Source organism: Arthrobacter sp. M2012083 (assembly GCF_000281065.1).
In the GTDB taxonomy this organism is placed as follows: Bacteria; Actinomycetota; Actinomycetes; order Actinomycetales; family Micrococcaceae; genus Arthrobacter.
Genome location: NZ_AKKK01000020.1, coordinates 12,837 through 30,622, shown reverse-complemented (window position 1 = coordinate 30,622; position 17,786 = coordinate 12,837). Strand labels below are relative to the sequence as shown.

14 protein-coding genes, 3 tRNA genes and 1 pseudogene are annotated in these 17,786 nt (G+C 60.5%); 9 read left to right on the top strand and 9 right to left on the bottom strand.

Annotated features, from left to right (window positions below):
- On the top strand, positions 1 to 2,162 hold a 2,162-nt coding region (locus A477_RS0110825), incomplete at its 5' end, for a putative toxin (RefSeq protein ID WP_017199013.1).
- Between the two features lie 58 nt (positions 2,163 to 2,220).
- Positions 2,221 to 3,426, top strand: a complete 1,206-nt coding sequence (locus A477_RS0110820) for a hypothetical protein (RefSeq protein WP_017199012.1) — start codon at positions 2,221 to 2,223, stop codon at positions 3,424 to 3,426.
- Positions 3,427 to 3,939: 513 nt separating this feature from the next.
- Here A477_RS0110820 and A477_RS22990 read toward each other — a convergent pair.
- The 3 genes from A477_RS22990 to A477_RS0110795 all read right to left on the bottom strand — a co-directional run bounded on the left by A477_RS22990 (position 3,940) and on the right by A477_RS0110795 (position 6,761).
- Positions 3,940 to 5,454: an ImmA/IrrE family metallo-endopeptidase gene (locus A477_RS22990; protein WP_083848042.1), complete on the bottom strand. Its 1,515-nt coding sequence runs from the start codon at positions 5,452 to 5,454 to the stop codon at positions 3,940 to 3,942.
- Positions 5,393 to 5,992: a hypothetical protein gene (locus A477_RS0110800; RefSeq protein ID WP_017199010.1), complete on the bottom strand. Its 600-nt coding sequence runs from the start codon at positions 5,990 to 5,992 to the stop codon at positions 5,393 to 5,395. The genes A477_RS22990 and A477_RS0110800 overlap by 62 nt, the downstream gene beginning before the upstream one ends.
- A 190-nt stretch (positions 5,993 to 6,182) precedes the next feature.
- Entirely contained in the window at positions 6,183 to 6,761 is a 579-nt protein-coding gene (locus A477_RS0110795) for a recombinase family protein (RefSeq protein ID WP_017199009.1), read from the bottom strand.
- A gap of 346 nt (positions 6,762 to 7,107) precedes the next feature.
- Here A477_RS0110795 and A477_RS0110790 point away from each other — a divergent pair, with 346 nt between their 5' ends.
- From A477_RS0110790 to A477_RS23715, 3 genes and pseudogenes are all read left to right on the top strand, one after another.
- Positions 7,108 to 7,557, top strand: coding sequence for an SRPBCC family protein (locus A477_RS0110790; protein WP_017199008.1), 450 nt, complete (start codon positions 7,108 to 7,110; stop codon positions 7,555 to 7,557).
- Between the two features lie 479 nt (positions 7,558 to 8,036).
- Positions 8,037 to 8,192 (top strand): annotated as a pseudogene (locus A477_RS23855) (DUF2510 domain-containing protein); the annotation flags it as partial.
- 114 nt (positions 8,193 to 8,306) lie between these two features.
- A complete protein-coding gene (locus A477_RS23715; protein ID WP_237715781.1) occupies positions 8,307 to 8,636 on the top strand; it encodes a hypothetical protein in 330 nt (109 codons plus the stop codon).
- 71 nt (positions 8,637 to 8,707) lie between these two features.
- Here A477_RS23715 and A477_RS0110780 read toward each other — a convergent pair.
- The 3 genes from A477_RS0110780 to A477_RS0110770 form a co-directional block, all read right to left on the bottom strand.
- A tRNA-Phe gene (locus A477_RS0110780) sits at positions 8,708 to 8,783 on the bottom strand.
- Between the two features lie 46 nt (positions 8,784 to 8,829).
- Positions 8,830 to 8,903 (bottom strand) — tRNA-Asp (locus tag A477_RS0110775).
- 84 nt (positions 8,904 to 8,987) lie between these two features.
- A tRNA-Glu gene (locus tag A477_RS0110770) sits at positions 8,988 to 9,060 on the bottom strand.
- A 246-nt stretch (positions 9,061 to 9,306) separates the two neighbouring features.
- Between A477_RS0110770 and A477_RS0110765 the strand changes: the two genes are divergently transcribed.
- On the top strand, positions 9,307 to 10,248 hold the full coding sequence (locus tag A477_RS0110765; protein ID WP_011773174.1) for a DMT family transporter: 942 nt from the start codon (positions 9,307 to 9,309) through the stop codon (positions 10,246 to 10,248).
- Positions 10,249 to 10,256: 8 nt separating this feature from the next.
- Here A477_RS0110765 and A477_RS0110760 read toward each other — a convergent pair whose 3' ends face one another.
- Positions 10,257 to 11,180, bottom strand: a complete 924-nt coding sequence (locus tag A477_RS0110760) for a carbohydrate kinase family protein (protein ID WP_017199006.1) — start codon at positions 11,178 to 11,180, stop codon at positions 10,257 to 10,259.
- Between the two features lie 91 nt (positions 11,181 to 11,271).
- On the opposite strand from A477_RS0110760, the gene A477_RS0110755 reads away from it, so the two are divergent.
- Together A477_RS0110755 and A477_RS0110750 are read left to right on the top strand one after the other, a co-directional pair.
- The gene (locus tag A477_RS0110755) at positions 11,272 to 11,772 is read left to right on the top strand and encodes a metallopeptidase family protein (RefSeq protein WP_017199005.1); all 501 of its coding nucleotides are present in this window, start codon (positions 11,272 to 11,274) and stop codon (positions 11,770 to 11,772) included.
- A 10-nt stretch (positions 11,773 to 11,782) separates the two neighbouring features.
- Complete coding sequence (locus tag A477_RS0110750) at positions 11,783 to 12,703, top strand: cation diffusion facilitator family transporter (RefSeq protein WP_017199004.1); 921 nt, start codon at positions 11,783 to 11,785, stop codon at positions 12,701 to 12,703.
- Between the two features lie 7 nt (positions 12,704 to 12,710).
- Here A477_RS0110750 and A477_RS0110745 read toward each other — a convergent pair whose 3' ends face one another.
- A complete protein-coding gene (locus tag A477_RS0110745; protein ID WP_017199003.1) occupies positions 12,711 to 15,476 on the bottom strand; it encodes a PEP/pyruvate-binding domain-containing protein in 2,766 nt (921 codons plus the stop codon).
- Between the two features lie 19 nt (positions 15,477 to 15,495).
- Positions 15,496 to 16,533 (bottom strand): universal stress protein, encoded by a 1,038-nt coding sequence (locus tag A477_RS0110740; protein WP_014920534.1) that lies wholly within the window; start codon positions 16,531 to 16,533, stop codon positions 15,496 to 15,498.
- 418 nt (positions 16,534 to 16,951) lie between these two features.
- On the opposite strand from A477_RS0110740, the gene A477_RS23500 reads away from it, so the two are divergent.
- On the top strand, positions 16,952 to 17,644 hold the full coding sequence (locus A477_RS23500; RefSeq protein WP_017199002.1) for an NAD(P)/FAD-dependent oxidoreductase: 693 nt from the start codon (positions 16,952 to 16,954) through the stop codon (positions 17,642 to 17,644).
- The last annotated feature ends 142 nt before the right edge of the window (positions 17,645 to 17,786 follow it).

Genomic DNA, 17,786 nt, shown 5'->3' with positions numbered 1-17,786 from the left:
AAGCCAGAGACGCCGACGTCGCCCGGCTGGCCGCCGAACGCGAATACGGGATCGCCCAGGCCGGCGCCGCCAAAGAGATTGAAGAAATACGACTAACCGCTGAAAAGGCAGCGAAAGACCGCGCGAAAACCGATGCGGCCACTACCCAGCAACTCCTGACCCAACTCACCGCATCTGGTGCCGGCGTGGCAGCACTCATGCCAGCCGCCCGGAAAGCCCTTCTCGGCCTCGCCAAAATCGGTGGGCCATGGGTAAAAGCCGGTGCCGAAGCAGCACTGACCGGTGACAACGCAGAAATCGTCGCGTACATCAAAACCGGCCGCCAAGTCGCGCTCGAACAAGACCAATTCGACGAAGCCATGACCTACGCCTATAAGGCGCCCCTGGCGATCACCATTGCCGCCCAGGAAGCACTGGACAGCGGCGAAGAAGCCGTCGCAGAATTCGTCACGACAACCCGCCACCAGCTCGAAGCCGGGGCCAAAGAACTTCAAGTCACCTATCTGTTGGATCCCGCCAGCCCCAGCGGACCCAAGGTACGCGAAGCCGCCGCCAGGGCCTTGGACAGCGCCGACCCAAACAAGATCAGACTATTCCTGGAAGAGGAGTACCAACTCCAGAAAGACCTGGACGACCGGGAAACAGCCAACAACATTCTGGATACTGGTGGTCCGGAAGCGCGAGCCGCAGCCGAAATAGCGCTCGAAGGCCCCGTCACGGCCATGCGCTACTTCATCAAGTCGCGCCTCAAAGAGGCCACCGCCCGCGACCTGGAGACCAAAGCCCACGTCGCAGCCATCGACGCCAGCATCTCCAAAGCAGTCGGCTTCGCGGCCAAAGCCCAAGCGGACGCCTACGAGGCAGCCCGTGTCGCCGCTGTGGCCCGCCAGGCCAGCGCCGAAGCGAACACTTACGCCGCGCAGGCAGCCACGTACAAGACCGCTGCCGCGAACTCGGCAGCCACAGCAGTAACCCAAGCCAACCTGGCCAAAGACTCAGCAGCACAGGCCGAAGAATCCCTCGCAATCGCCCGACAGGCAGCCGATCAGGCACGTGCTGACGCGAAAACCGCGCAGCGCCACGCTGCCGAGGCCGCCACCTCAGCGAACAACGCAGCAGCAGCAGCCGCCACAGCAAGCCAGGCCGCAGCGAACGCGCAGCAGTCAGCCGTCAACGCAGGCAAGGACGCCGAAGCAGCCGCAGCAGCAGCCACCGAAGCCGTCACCATCGCAACCACAAAACAGCGCGAAGAAGAGGCCGCCGCGAACCTGGCAAAAGCGGCTGCGAACACCACCGGTAATGTTGCCGATGAGGAACTCGCAGCAGCCGAAGCCGCTGGCGGGCCTGAAGCGGCAGAGGAACTGCGCAAAGCCCATGAAACCCTCGCCGAAGGTGACATCACCGACTTCATCATCAAAGAAGGTGGCCAACTTCTGCTGGACTTCTTCGGCGTCACCGACATCATCAATTGCTTCACCAAGGGCGACATCGGCGCCTGCGGCATGGCACTGATCGGCGTCCTCCCCATCGGCAAACTCTTCAAAGCCGCCGAAGCCATCGCCCTCGTCGGACGCATTCTGCCCAAAGCCGCAGCCTTCTTTACCCGTCACCAAGATGCCATCAAAGCCATTGAGAAGAACGCGAACAACCCGGCAGTCTGCTCGATCGGCGGGGCTGGCAGGGTCAGCGCACTCTCCGGATCCTCCACCCTCGTCGTCACAGCAGGTGTCTACAAGAAGAGTTCCATAGGCGCCCAGCCTTTGATGCAGCGGGCGTCCAGCCATTCGTGCAACTATCCTGCGGATAACCCGGCCTTTGCTACCCCTCCCCAAGCCCCATCCCTGATCGGCCGCTGGGCAGAGCACGTTCTTGGATTGGATCAATTCGCGAAACATCGAGTTCAGGTTCCTGGGATGTCGACACACCGGTATCCCGATGGGATGCAGGGTGGCAGCGTTGTCGAAGTAAAGAATGTGAAGACGTTACGGTGGACCAAACAGATCGAAGATTTCCTGACTTACGCTGCATACAGCGGGCCTAATAAGCCCAGCGGAGACCTCATTATTTATACGAGACACAACACGATCATCACGGACCAGCGGCTTATAGATGCTATCGGCCGGGGTGACATCATAAGGCGAGATATCCCCCTCACGCACTAGTCTTGATCTGCATGCCAGCCAGTTATTTGCTCTATCAACCGGAAGGAACTGCAAAAGAGTGTCCTACGACCTGATGGTATTCTGCCCGGACTCTCCGGATCTGCAGAGCGTCTTGCTGTTAATCGGAAACACCCGGGGACTCCACGCAGATTCTGCCAACCAGAGTCACGGCTCTGTGTTGGTCTCACGTGGCGCGAAGCACGAGTACTCATTCACCGTCGCCGGGCCGTTCAGAACAACACGAGCTGACATAGCTGAGCAAGTTCTAGACACCTCACCTGACGTCGACACGCTCTTTCTGGTCCACGTCGAAGGATCTGACGAGTCCGAGATTCCGCATGGGATTCGGTTCGCTAGGAAGCTTGCTAAGGCATGCCATGGCGTAGTCCTGGATGAGCAGACATCAGAACTGTGGCCTACTCCACGCGCTAGGCCCTCGTCGGAGCCAGAAGTATATCCACGAGCAGACGCCGTGGAGCTTGCTTGGTATTGCTTAGCAGACGAAATACCCGCTGACCTCCCGGGCAGGTACCTCCGCTTGGCGCAGGCCTTTTTACCTGAGGCAATTCCGATCCGCTTCGGCACATACCACCCTCCGCAAGGAGACTTCAGTCGGGATGGAGAAGAGGGATTCGCTCGGGCGTGGCAGCAGTCAGTAGGCACCTCATTCGGCCTAGACACGAGGTATCCGGTGACGTGGGTATCCCTAGATTCGGTGAATCAGTTACGCCCCGGCGATGTCAGGGCAATGCGCATGACGGTGGCCCGCGAAGCACTAGAGGAAATCAGGTTCCGCTCGACACTCAAGGATTTCTTTATCGGCTTTGCCCGCGAGATTGGGGCCTTCCATGCGACAGCCGAAGTAGTTCGCAACTATATGCGGTATGGAGACAAACTCCTCGGCGACAATAGCGCAGAACTGTTTAGGTCGCTGGTGTTCGTGTTCCGGTCAAGCGAGTTGAGGAACGAGTGGGTGGGACTTAAGCCCTACCCCGTTTGGTGGTCATGGTACGGCCGTCTGTACGAAGAGAGCGTCCGCCCTTACCTGATTGGGCAGGTAGAACAATATCCAGACGGAGTATTTCATGCTCTGTGTGAAACTCCGCACAATAGAGATGCGCTTGCGGAGTTGCTTCCAGACCCGGGCCAGCCTATGTTCCCTGCAGAGTACTGCGCAGTATACGACGGAGGCGAACTCAGGCCACTGAGTCTTGCAAGCAAAGTACCCCCACGTTTACGCGAAGTAACGTTCCGTCCGCACTAGCGGAACGCAAACGGCCTTACTGAAGTACGGAGGAGATTTTGGTTGGATCCCCGGGTAGGAGTCCGGTTTTTGCGTGAGGAGTACGGCACAGTAGTTACGGTCCCGGAAGACACGGCGTCCGGAAACATTACCCCGGCGTACTACGGACATTTCTTCTGTCGTCGGTGATGGGAGTTTCTCCACGAGAGGCTGGTACCAGATCCTTGATCTGGTACCAGCCTCTTTGTAGTTTCCCCTCCAAGGGAAATTCAGTGCTTACGGTGTGCGCGGCGGTCGCGGACGGAGGTTCTGCGGTGCTTTTACGGGCTGCTTCGATGCTCGCAGACAGTTCCGTATTCCGCTCATATGCCAGCTCGTCCTCTGTGAGAACGACGGCGGGGCGGAAAAACAACACTCCGCCGGCCTCTTCATCGACCAAGTAGCGGTGATGCCTGGCGACTTTTCGCAGACTCCCCCTGAACCGGTTATCTAGTTCAATCTGCCAGAACCGGCGCGAAACACCGGAGTTCCGCGTTACCCCTTTGGCGGATTGGGGTCGTTTCCATATGAATTCTTTCCACTGATCTGTCCGTTTAGATTGCGGATTGTGTGCTCAACTCCGCGATCACGAGCCATATCTCGCCCTATGGCCTGTTGTTCTGCTTTTGTGCCCCCCGCGTGAGCGGCACGCGAGCTCCCCTCGACCTTGGACTTCCAAACGCCGTCCTCGTTATACGTACTGATGTCACCCTTTGCCATGCTGCTTACCCTCCTATCCGTCTTTGATTTGACCGGTTCAGTGCGCTTCCGTTCGCGAACGGCCGCCAGGCTAACTAGGTCCTTTGAACCCGACGCCTCTGGACTCCAGTCCATCCACGAATGAAAGTACTTCCTATCTAGGCCACTGTGATGAGCGGCGGCAGCGACTAGATCATTGGAACCGGGGAATTGTTTGTCGATTGCCCGCCGGATCCAGACAGCAGATTCGTTTGCCACGCTGATGGGCTCTTGCTTGTTCCATTTGCGCGCAGAGATCTGCTTGTAGAGGCTTCGCGCCTGATCGTCATCGATAACTCCGAGCTGCTGGAATCGAACGACGAATGCTTTGATCGAAAGTCCCCACTTCTCTTTGAGTCTTGCAAGGTTGGAGAGGGTGACTCTGCCTCCTAGCGCGGCGAGATCATCGACGACGGCGTCCCCTGGGGTCAGAAACGCCGACGCGAATCGATGGGCTTCACGTTCCATCTTCGTTGCTGCCGCGGGGTTAGCCGGCTGCGGGGAAGCATGATGCAGGACCAGATGGCCAAGCTCGTGAGCGACCGTGAATCGTTGGCGGTCACCTGGAACGGCGTGTTCCTGACTCAAAGAAGACCTACTTACGCGAAGCACGGGCACGTCGTCCACCCGCATCGACATTCCGAGATGGCGCCCGAGTTCACTGTCCATAGGTAGGACAAGACACCCAAGCCTCTCTGCAGAACGAATTGCACTATCGACGATTCCATGTGCAGACAGCCCTGCCCGGGTTCTGATTTCGCCAGCAAACCGCTCAATGGCGTCATCGTCATTCAAGTCCTCGTCATAATAAAGGAGTGCATCCGGGACGCGCTTCAGCGAGAGATCCTCTATCGCCTCAACAGCGGTAACTATGTCCGAAGACAACGTGTCGACCAATTTCTTCGGCGCATCGGCATAGGCGCGCAGCAATGGGCGAGTGGTGGCTGGCTCAGCTCGACGCCGAAGAAGATAAGACTCCGTCACCCCTAGGGTGTGGGCAAGTAGCCCCAGATGAGCATCAGGAAGTGGAAGCGCTCCGGTCTCGATCATTGACACTGTGCCGGACGCGATTCCAATACGCTCGGCTAGTTCGACTTGCCCAAGTCCGGACGCTAAGCGCAGCCGCCGAACCCGATTTCCCACACTTTGAATATCCATTACCTGACCACTCATTACCTTGACCACACTTCCAATCCACCCAAGCGCCGGATCATGCGGCGCCTGAAGCTGAGTCGTCGGATTCAATCTCGTCGAATCCGGGAAGGTCGTCATCCACTACAGGCTCGAACGATCCACCACCGATAGGGCCCCGTCCACCCAGAAGCACTGCGCGGCCAAGGACAAGCTCGCCCGGATTGCCTTCGGTTACTCCGTTGACCTTGGCGAAAAAGATGTCGTCAATCTGGTTATTGCTAAGCGTGTAACCAAGTACATAGGGCTCTTCAACAATCAGAGTGTCCTCATCAATTTCTCCCCACGAAGAAGAACTGCTGGTGACGACCCTGTAAGATCCGTTTGCTGTCTTTTCTGCCTTCTTCAAGCGGAATAAACCGAAGGAGTGGCCCAGGGTTGCCCGGAACTGCTTAGCTCCCCATGCCCCGGAGTCGAGATCGAACCCCACGCGAGATGCGCCAGCGACAAATGCTTCCGCGATGAGATCACGGCTGAGCGAAGAACGGCTACGTCCGGATTCCCTAAACGCCGAATCCTGAGCCAAGGCTGAGTCCACGTTGTGGCCGCGCTCTTCGTAAACTTCGCGGATCTCAAACGCAACCTGCTCGAGCATCTCGGCGACGACCTCAGTAATCATAGACTGAGAATATTATCTAAAATGTCACACTGTCAAAGCGCCGCGCGTGTAACCCAGGAAATCCCGCCATGGGAACCCCGGCAGTCTGTTGCCAGAGGACACTCTCGAACGCCCAGTCACCGTTCAAGGAACACTCAATCCAGTGATGTTCATTTGTTGGAAGCACTTTTGGCACGGAGAGTTGCAGACCTTACGACTCCATGGCCAGGTAGCGGTACACGGTGGCACGGCTCACGCCAACGATCTTCCCAATGTCGGCCGGCTTCAGTCCGCGAACTTTCAGTTCATGTGCTCTCTTGACCTTTTCATGGTCAGCATTGACCTCCCGGCGGCCTGCTTTGCGTCCGTTGCCAGCTGCGGCGGCCATGCCGGCCTTGGTGGGCTCGGAGAGTTGGTCTCGTTCGAGCTGGGCGAACGCTGAAATGATGGTGACCATCGCCTGGGCTATCGCTCCCCCGACCTCGCTGGCTGGGTCAGTGGCGATTCCATCCCTTAGGGAACGGAACTTGATGCCTCGGGATTTGAAGTCATCCAAGAGCTCGAGCAGATGGCGAGTGTTGCGTCCCAACCGGTCCAGTTTCCACACCACAACTTCATCCCCGGGTCCTAGACGATCCAGCATCCGGTGCAGCTCCGGACGACTGACCCGGGTCCCGCTGATCCCCTGGTCTCTATAGATTCGATCGCACCCTGCTTCTTTCAGTTCACGGATCTGAAAATCGGCGTTTTGTTCAGCCAGGCTAACGCAGGCATGTCCAAGGCGTGCCATCACTTCTCCGTCTTGTTAAAGGATCAATATTGATGATTCTGAGAATACGCGAGTGAGACACTTTGTTTAGACGGTTGAGGTGTCGGAAATCCGCGAGACGAATCGTGAGCCACCGCCAGGTTCGCGGTTCCCGTCAAAGGATCCATAGATGAGACAGCGTGCGTGCGAGTGTCCGGCGGTGCGCCTAGGTTTCGATGTTTCTCGAAATGACAGGTCCCATTTTGGTGAACCTGTCGACGCCTGCGTTAACGCAGACGCGCGGCGTTGACAGAGGTTATGGAGAGGTCCAAGCTGACGCTGTGCCTGCCCTCTTGCAAGCGCCAAGTGACTCTCAAAGGAGCATCTCATGCCGGCAGTGGAAGAAAGCGTCGTCATTGCCCGGCCGCCGGAAGAGGTCTTTGATTTCCTCTCGAAGTTCGAAAACCTCGCCCTCTACGATCCCTTCGTCCGCACCTCCGCTCAGGTGGGGGACGGCCCGGTGGGATTAGGAACTCGGGGCCGGGGCAAGAGCAGCTACATGGGCCAGAGCTCCGACTGGACGGTCGAGTACACGGAATTCGACCCGCCCCGGCGGATGGTCTCTCGTTCGGTTGAGGGAAGACGCGACGTCACCGTGACGTTCAGGTTCCAGCCGGTCAACGGCGGTACGCGGGTTACGGAACTGATCGAAGTCAGATCGGGGCTGGGTTTCCTCGACAAGTTGCCCGACCGGCTGGTGAGCCAGGTCCTGGGGTGGTCACTCCGCTCTAACCTCAAAAACCTGGCCAACTGGCTGACGGAGCATTCGCAGGCGTAACGCAGCCCCTTCGATCGCTCCTCTCCGGCGCACTACCTCGGACTACCTCACCGGCGCCTACAGGCGTACCGAAGAGCGCATCGCTTCTAGCGAGGTTGTGGATGGCGCTAGCCCGACCCCGATCACACGCAGTGATCTGCTCCGGTTCGACGCCGCCAACGGTGCACAAGTCTGGTAGAGGATCCCCCTACGTGGATCCTCGGGAAAGACATCCCGCCCTGTCTCGGAAGCCCCTCCCCCACCTATGCTGAGACACGCCCCGGTGAGGCGACTAAATGAGACTCCTCCGGCGCAAACCCCCGCCGTTCTTGAGCTTTGACGACCGCCCCGCTCCTGACGAAGGCTCTGAGTAAGGATGTCTCGTAAAGCGTTACCCTTCCAAGACATGCGAATGTCACTGCACTGCGCGCAAAGCATTGGTCACCGTCATGAAATAGTCCGTAGACAGTCTCGTGGAGTTGCCGGCGAATGCCTCGGGTATGGTCCAGAGAGACCGTCACAACATTCTTGGAGGAAGAACCATTAGTCAGCCATCCAACCACGTAACCGCGCCACCTGGCTGGTACGCGGACCCAGCAGGAACGATGAGGCTTCAATGGTGGGACGGTGCCGTATGGACAGGACAATTCGCCGACGTGCCGGCAGAAGGATCGAAAGGTAGGCCCCTCCTGCCGCCAAGAACGTCCACATCTTCGCCCTTTCTGTGGGCGCTGCTGGGGCTATCTGCCCTGTTTCTCATTCTGGACATCGTGGTGAAGTCTCTCCATGGCTACGCCATCGGACCCGACGGGGCCCAGCTTGCTGATCCCGATCTCGAGCTCAGCCTTGGTGATCTCATCGTTGGCGGTGTCGCATGGCCCACGTGCGCGGCCAATGTCGTGATGGCGTACCTGGACTGGCGCAGACTCAAACGCCTTGGCGTCGTGCGCCCCTTCCACTGGGCATGGGGGTTTCTCCCAACCATCTACGTCATCGGGCGGACGGTGGTCGTCCGCAAAGTTGTACCCGGCAGTTCCATCGCGCCGATCATGATCGCCGTTGGCCTGAGCATAGTAAGCGTGGCCACCAACTACAGCTGAGCCCCGGGACCCGCCGTGCCAGCCGCGTTAAAGAAGAAAAGCACCAGTTCCGAAGAACTGATGCTTCCCAGTGGTGGCTCCGACCGGCGTCGATCCGGTGACCTTTCGATTTTCAGTCGAACGCTCTACCAACTGAGCTACAGAGCCTAGGTGACATGTCACCTTGAGAACCGAATTTCTTCGGCGCTCAGAGCGACCCTGACGGGACTTGAACCCGCGACCTCCGCCGTGACAGGGCGGCGCGCTAACCAACTGCGCTACAGGGCCTTGCGTTTGCAGTATCTCTACCGCGTTTTTTTCAAGGCTTCTAGCTTACCAGACTTTTTTCATCCGGTTTACCACTTCCTTGCGTACCCCCAACGGGATTCGAACCCGTGCCGCCGCCGTGAAAGGGCGGTGTCCTAGGCCGCTAGACGATGGGGGCCTGAACTCAATTCGGATTTCGCAAAGAAAAGGGACGCTTCACGCGTTCTTTCCGTGTCTCGCTCGTCCGAACTGGACTCTAAAACTTTAGAGCATAGATGGCGATATTCCCAAATCGAGGTCTGCATGGTGTCCCGGACCACAGATCAGGGCCCCTCGAGTGTGCCAGCGAACATTGGCAGGATCTTGTCCTGACGCGTCCGAAAACCGCCAGCCGCCCCCGCTGCATGCCGGATAGATTTGGCTCATGACAACCACCACCCCGGCCGAACCCGGCCAGCCTTCCCCGGACCTGCCCCCGCGCACCACCCCCGCGCCGGGAGCAACCATCAGCAAACTCGGCATCGCGGCCGTCATCATCACGGTGGTCCTATGGGCATCAGCCTTCGTGGGCATCCGTGCAGTCGGCCCCAGTTTCTCCCCCGGTTCCTTGACGCTGGGACGGTTGGCGGTTGCCGCCGTCGTGCTTGGAATCGTGGTGCTGCCGACGCTGAAGGTCTGGCCGAGCGGCCGCGAGTGGTTGCCGATCGTGGCATACGGGGTCATGTGGTTCGGCGGCTATAACGTTGCGCTGAACGCCGCGGAGCACATGCTCGACGCCGGCACCAGCGCCATGCTCATCAACGTCTCGCCCATCCTCATCGCCATCCTTGCCGGCGTCTTCCTCAAAGAGGGATTCCCACGCTGGCTGCTGATCGGCAGCGGCGTGGCGTTCTGCGGCGTTGCGATGATCGCTTTGGGTTCCGGACAGCGTTCGACGGCGGACGTGGCCGGTGTGCTGTTGTGCTTGCTTGCCGCTGTACTCGCCTCGGTGAGCGCAATCCTGCAGAAACCAGTGCTCCGGAAATTCACGGCAGGCCAAGCGACCTGGTTCGGCATCATGGTGGGCGCGATCTGCTGCCTGCCGTGGACCGGTCAGCTCATCTCCGAGGTCCAAGCGGCGCCGCTCCCCGCCACGCTCGGCCTGGTCTACTTGGGGATCTTCCCGACGGCCATCGCATTCACCACGTGGGCCTACGCGCTATCCCTGATCTCGGCCGGAAAACTGGCTGCCACGACGTACCTGGTTCCAGGGACCACCATTCTGATTAGCTGGGCGGTGCTTCAGGAAGTACCAACCATTTGGGGGCTGATCGGCGGCGTCATCTGCCTGGTCGGCGTCGGGTTGACCCGCCGCAGGACCCGCTAACTCCTGGATTAGCGGGCCATGCCCACCAGAAGTTCACGGTGCGTGGGAGGGTTGGCGCCCGAGCGGCCAACAGCAATCGAGGCGGCCATGGATGCGATGGTGCCGATCCGTTCCAGCACAGTGGGCGCCAATCCATCGCTGCCCCGCAAGAGCAGCCCCATGATGAGGGCAGCCGTGAAGGAATCACCGGCGCCGATGGTGTCCGCGACGGTAGCGGGAACGGCTGGGACATTGATGTGGATGTGCTTGGTTGCCATGAGCGCTCCCTTGACCCCTTGAGTCACCACAGCAAGCCCCGTCCCAAGGGCCAAGAGGTGGTTGGCCGTTTCCTCCAACGACTTGCCGGGGTACAGCCAGCGGGCGTCCGAGCCGCTCATTTTTACGACGTCGGTCAGCGGCACCATCTCTTCGAACAGGGACAGAGCCTCGTGGTGGCTTCCCAGGAGATCGGGACGGATATTGGGGTCGTACGTGACCATGCATCCGCCCTGCGCCTGCTCAAGCAAACTGCGCACAACACTTGCGCCGGGCTCCAGGAAGGTCGCGATGGAGCCGGTGTGCAGGATCCTTGGAGCGTACGGCAGGGCAAGTGGAGCCAATGCCCAGTCAATGTCGAAGGTGTAATCGGCCGAACCGTCGGCAGTTATCCGGGCGGTCGCCGTCGCCGTTTTGCCTGCAGACATTGATCCGGGCAGCAGGACCACACCTGCACGCTGCAGATGCGCGGCGATGGCATCGCCCCGCTCGTCCCGGCCAATGGCCGTCAGCAGACCCGTTTTCACGTCCAACAGGCCCAAGCCGTAAGCGACGTTGGCCGGTGATCCGCCCGGGTACTCCTTCTGCCCGTCAGCCGACTGGACGATGTCGATCAATGCCTCACCCACAACGACGACGTCGAGGGGCTCAGGTGCGAGGGAAGCGGTGCCGGTCATGCGGTTCCTGTGTCTGTCGAAAGGAGGATTGAGTTCAGTATCTCCCATCACGCACGGCGCCAATGCTGCCAAGTCGGACTAAAGTCGAATCATGCCCGCGAATCTCCCTCCCGGCCTGCCGATAGTTCCTGACGGCGAGCGCCCTTCATCGCCGCTACGGCAACGGAATGCGGTGCACAGTCCAGTTGAGCATGCCCCGGCCGAAGAGGCCCACGTTTTGGGTCCTTACGAGATGTCGCCCGAAGATTTTGAAGAAGCCGTCAGTGACGCCTTGCAGTTGATCCCGCCCAAAGCGGCGAGTGCCATGGATAACGTGGCGATCTTCATCGAGGACGACTACACGCCACAGCCAGGTGAAGATCCGGCCACCGTGCTGTTGGGACTCTATGAGGGAGTTCCGCTGACCGAACGCGATTCCTGGTGGGAGGCGGGTTCCTTGCCTGACCGGATCACGATCTTCCGCCAACCCATCCTGAACATCTGCAGCACGCGCGAAGAAGTTATTGATGAGGTGGCCATTACGGTGGTCCACGAGATTGCTCATCACTTCGGAATAGACGACGACCGCTTGCATGAGCTCGGCTGGGGCTAGCCTTATAGGCATGGGGCACGACCACAACCACTCCCACGGAGTCACAGCAACCGGCAAGCACCGGAAGCGGCTTATTGCCGTCCTCGCCATCACCCTGGGTGTGGTGGGCATCCAGGTGGTTGGCGCCGTCGTGTCCGGATCCTTGGCCCTGCTGGCCGATGCCGGACACATGCTCTCTGACGCGGCAGGCGTGTTTATTGCCCTGATGGCGGCGTGGATTGCCACCCGACCGGCGAGCGACCAGCGAACCTACGGCTATCAAAGGGCCGAGGTTCTGGCTGCCTTGGCCAACGCACTGATCCTGATCGTCATCGCCGTGGTGATCATGATCGAAGCCATTCGCCGTTTTGGCGAGCCAACCGAAATCCAGACGGATGTCATGTTGTGGGCCGCCATTTTGGGTGCTGTGGCCAACCTCGTTTCCTTGCTGATCCTCCAAGGAGCGCAGAAGGAAAGCCTCAACGTCCGCGGTGCCTACCTTGAAGTTCTCGGCGACCTTCTTGGCTCCATTGCCGTCATTGTGGCGGCCGTCGTGATCATGACCACGGGATTCAGCGCCGCCGACCCACTCGCGTCCGTGCTGATCGCCCTCATGATCATTCCGAGGGCCTGGCATTTGCTGCGTGATGTTGTGGATGTGCTTTTGGAAGCCACACCCAAGGGCGTTGATGTGAACATGATCCGGGAGCACATCGTTGCCGTGGACGGTGTGGTTGATGCCCATGACATCCACATTTGGACCATTACATCCGGCGTTCCCGTGTTCTCAGCCCATGTGGTGGTGGAGGATGCGGTCCTCAGCGCCAGCGGGGCGGACAACATCCTGGATCAGCTGGGCTCCTGCCTTGGCCGGCACTTCGACACCGAGCATTGCACCTTCCAACTGGAACCGGTGAGCCACTCCGAGCACGAATCACACCAGCACGCCTGACACTGTTTCACTGCCCGGAGTTTTCGATGCTGACGGTCCCGGCAGCGCCGTCAACGGTGATGCGCTGGCCTGTTCTGATGCGCGATGTCGCGTCGGGGACACCCACCACTGCGGGGATGCCGTACTCACGGGCCACCACAGCCCCATGCGAGTTGGCTCCTCCCATCTCCATGACCAACCCTCCCGCGGTGAGGAACAGTGGCGTCCACCCAGGGTCCGTAGACGGTGCCACCAGGATTTCTCCCGGTTCCAGGTGGGCGCCAACCGGATCCATGATGACGCGCGCGGGAGCAGACACCAGACCTGCCGACGCCGGACTGCCGGACAAAGTGCCGGGGCGCTGCTTGCCTTCGTTCCGTCCGGGCGTAGCCTCAGGTTCAGTCCCGTCAGACAGCAACACCCTGGGAATGTGCCTGCGGCGGAGTTCCTGGTGGTAAGCAGCACGACGTTCAGCAACGACCTCGTGGACGTCGTCTCCAGCCAAGGCGATCTCGACGTCGTCCAGGTCCAGGAAGAAAATGTCCTCAACACGTTCGATCCGACGCGCTGCCACAAGCTCATCCCCGATCAGGAGCAACTGCTTCCTCGCAGCTGACAGCCCCAGAACCAGGTTGTACTTGGGCAACTCCCGCAACCCGGCGAAGCGCCGTGTTCGGTCCAAAGCAAGTCTCACGATTACCGCGTGCAACGGACTCTTCGCCCTGGCGCGGGCCACGAAACGCGCTACCTGTTCATCGGCGTCGAGGGCTGCTTGCGTGAATTGTTGGTCGGGCGCTTCGGCGCCGTCCGAGAGCCTCAAATAGTTGGCTATGACACCGAGGATGTGCGTAGGGTCATCGGACCAGCGGGGCATGCCAAGGTCGATCTCTGCAACCGCCCTGTGTCCGTATTTCCGCAGGAACCTCTCAAGACCGGCCTGTGCAGCTGCCGGGAGCTTGGCTGCCCGATGCTGTTCCGCCAGCTCTGCCGGTGTTCGGGCAACCATGGAAGCAACGGCGGCCGGATCCTCACGAATCTCAGAGGCGACCTGCCACAAAGCCAGGTCCATCTCCGTGGTGACGTTGTTAGGTAGGCCACGGACTACTGTTTGCAGCTCGCTGTAGGGCGCTTGGTCACCAAGAATCCGCCTCACCAGCGCCAGCATCGCGAAGCCGAGAGCAGGAAGGGGCAACACCTGCGGAACTGTGGCGAACACTTCCTCTCCCAGGATTCTCTGGACGTGGCCGAGCCGCTGGTGGGGTGTGGCTCCACTGGGGACGGAGAAGGTGCTGCGTAACTCCGTGCTGAGCCGCTCCACACGCCGCATTGCTGTGCTTGGACGGAACAGACCGCGGAACAGTGACTCCGGGACACGGTACTTAGCCGCCACCGGGGCGACATGGCGGATCAGTTTCCTGGGTGTCTTGATAGTCACAGCGAAGCGCGGGTCGTCGAAGAGTCCACGCATGATGGCTGCGGAGCGGGCTTCCATGACGTCAAAAACCCGAGGCACGATTGTCCGGCCCACCCGGCTGCGCAGCACCGCGGTGAAGTCGAAGAAGATTCGTTGTCCGGCCTCGTAGTAGGCAGGCGGCCCTGACCGGGGATCGGGAACGTCGAAAGCCGCCGTCTTGGCGACGCTTGAGGCAATCAGCCGGATTCCGGCCAACCCCATGGGCGTCAGAGGCCTGGTGAGGCCCTGAGCGAGGCTGAAGTTCAGGAACGCGTGCTCGCCGGCAGCCGGGGGCGTGCGTGTGGTTTGCGGGTACAGCGTGGTGATGGGCCTAGCTTGCGTAAGCCACAACTTTCCGTCGTCGTCGATGGCCCACTCGGTGTCTTGCGGAGCGCGGTAATGGTCCTGGACCTCAAGGCCCAGCTTGGCAAGCTCGAGGACCTGACGGTCGCTGAGGCAGGGTTGCGGTTGTGGGCTCTCAATCCCGGGCTGGCCGGAGCGTTCGAAGCGTTCCGTGCCACCGCCGGGCCTGGCACGGATCTCCACTTGCCTATCGCCCAGAGCCCTTTCCACCACGGCACCATGCTGGGCATCCACAACGTAATGATCCGGATTCACAGCACCCGAAACCACGGCCTCCCCCAAGCCAGGGCTGGCATCAATGACGGTTTCATAGCGATTCCCCGTCACCGGATTGGCGGTAAACATGACGCCCGCGGTAACGGCGTTCACCATCTCCTGCACGACCACAGCGAGGGACACAGTCCCGTGGTCGATCCCGTTGGTGGTCCGGTAGGTCACTGCACGATCTGTCCAGAGCGATGCCCAGCAGCGGCTCACGGCATCAAGGACTGAATCAACACCAACGACGTTCAGGAAGGTGTCCTGCTGTCCCGCGAAGCTGGCGAATGGCAAGTCCTCTGCAGTGGCCGACGACCTCACCGCGACGGGCACGTTGTCCCCCAAATCTTCATAGGCAGACCGTACGGCTTCGGCGATCCCCTCGGGCACCCCGGCGTCGAGCACCAAGGACCGGGCGCGGGCGGGAAGCTCATTGAGCTGGTCCATGCCGGAGGCGCTGGTGTCGGAGGCGTCCATCCCGGAGGCGCTGGCCTCCTCCAAAGCCGCAAAGACAGACTCCAGGCCCACACCCGAGAGAGCCCGCCGGTATGCGTCAGTTGTGAGGCAGAATCCGCGCGGAACCGGCAGGCCGACCCTGGCCAACTCGCCCAGATTGGCGGCCTTGCCACCGACGCGGGGAAGCATGGTTCCCCGAATTTCGGCGATGTCCAGGACCAGTACCGGATCCTGCGACGGCTCCCCGGGCTGCTTCTCGTCCATGGACGTAACAGGATCCGGCTTAAGCAGCGCCGAGCATAGGCCCAAACTTGTGGCGGTCAGCGAGCCTGGGATCGTCACGGTCCGGAACAACCATTACCGGGCCCTTGGAGTGATGCAGGACCCCGTCCGATGTAGAACCCAACAGCATCCCCGCGAAGCCGCCACGGCCCCGTGTACCCAGAACCACCAGCTCGACGCTGCGGCTGGTTTCCACCAGAACATCAACGGGGGAACCATCCCTGAGTTCCGTTTCCATGGGCAATGAAGGGAAATGGCTTCTGAGCCAATCAGCCCCGGCGTCCAGCTGGACTTTGATATCCGCAAACAAGGCATCCCGGTCCAAGGGTGCCGGAACCCATGCCAGGGAACCGCTGTACTGAGGTACGGCACAAATCACCCGGAGTTTCGCGCCCATGCGCTGTGCTTGCTCGGCAGCTTCGAGCACGGCCACGCGGGCCTGCTCGGAACCGTCCACGCCTACGGCAACCACATTTTCCACAGTACGTGGGCCAGCCTTGGCATGTTCAGCCTTGATGTGTTTGTCCTCAGTGCTTTCACCAAGGCGATCGGCACAGTAGAGCGGGACTGTCACCGTGGGGCATTTGGCGTGGGCGGGCAAAGCGCTGCTGACCGAGCCAAGCAAACGCCCAACAAATCCGCCGCGGCCCCGACTGCCGAAGACAAGGAGTGCGGCCTCGCTGGAAAGATCCAACAGGACACCAGCGGCGTCGCCGTTCTCGACAGAAGCATCGACGTCGATGGCATATCCGGAGACCTTATCCAGGGCCTGCCGAACGATCGCATCCGCGCCCTCGCGAATCACGGAATCGTCGACTGTTGCGTAGCCGCCATCCAGCCCGGAGGCGGCAAAGATGGGCACGGAATATGCCGTGACGATATGTAAAGGAAGGCGCCGACGTTCAGCCTCCCGCGCGGCCCAAACCAAAGCACATTGCCCGTGCTCTGAACCGTCCACTCCGACCACGATGCCACCTGGTTCCACAGCCTGATCCTGGCCGTCCTGTGGCTCTTCACTGTGTCTGCCGTGCTGGTCCATGGGGGCCTGCCTCTCCACCTACTGCTTGATGTTCCGGCTATTCTGCCAGAGGTTCTCCTCGTCGGATTGCCTCACTGTTTCATTGTCAATGGCCGGGGCAGGAGAAACCCGGAAACTTCTCCTCCCAATCCCAACTATTCTCGGTCGGCAGTGGCGAATCAAGGCGACATCGGGCTATGTGCATAACGGTCCGGGCTCGGTTCCCGGCCTTCGACATTGCGCTCCGGACGAACACACAAAACGCGGAGTCGCGGAGGCTATCCATGGCCGAAAAAGTTCGGTAGTGTTCGAGTCACCGAATGGCCGGCGAACGTGTTTCACACCACACACTCCGGCCATTTATTTGCGGCCGCTTGGGGAACTCGGACGCGATCCCACGCGATGCCGTAAGGCACACACGTCAAGGAGGAACCAAGCAGTGTCACTCACGCCTGATTCCGCCACGGAACGCACCACCACCGTGGTCATCGGAGCCGGCCTGTCCGGTTTGGCAGTTGCCAGCGAGCTCAGCCGCTTCGGCGTGGGCTCCATCGTCGTAGACGGGTTCGGTGCACTGTCCACCACAGGTCCTTCTGTTCACACCGGAATGCTTCAACGCACCGAGGTGGCCGATCCTACCGCCATGCAGGAACGCAACGAGATCCTCCGTCACCTGCGCAACTACGCCGCCAACCATCAGCTGGACGTTCGCAACACCACCCGCGCCGTACGCCTTGATTTCCTGGGGTCAGACCCCTCCCGCCAGATCGGGTACGGACTGGCGGCCAGCATGACCACGGCCGGACTGAGAACAGGCCTCCACGTATCCGGCCCCCTCGAATCCACTCCACGCCAGTGGGCAGTCCACACAGCCAACGGCGTCCTCCTGGCGGACCACGTAGTAGTGACGCGTTGCGCCCAAAGCCAGTTGCGCCGCATGCTCGCCGAACTTGGAATAGCCGTTGGCCAGAACTTCGCGGCCGCCATGCGGGCGGTAGGGATGCACCTGGTGGGCGTTGGGGACCTCATCACCCCGTCTCCCAAGGAAGTGCTGCGGCAAGCCAAGGCAGTGGGCCAAGCCATCTCCTCAAAAGTTGCCCTGCCCGCAGGTCCGGGCATCGCCCTCGCCTAGGGGCACTACACCTAGGGGCACTACGCCTAGGTGCCCACACGGTCCCCGCCGCCCACGCGGCTATCGACCCGCCGTCGAACGTTCCTCGCTGAACATTCTTTCCCTGCTGAACATTAACAAACAGAACATAACGTCAAAGGCC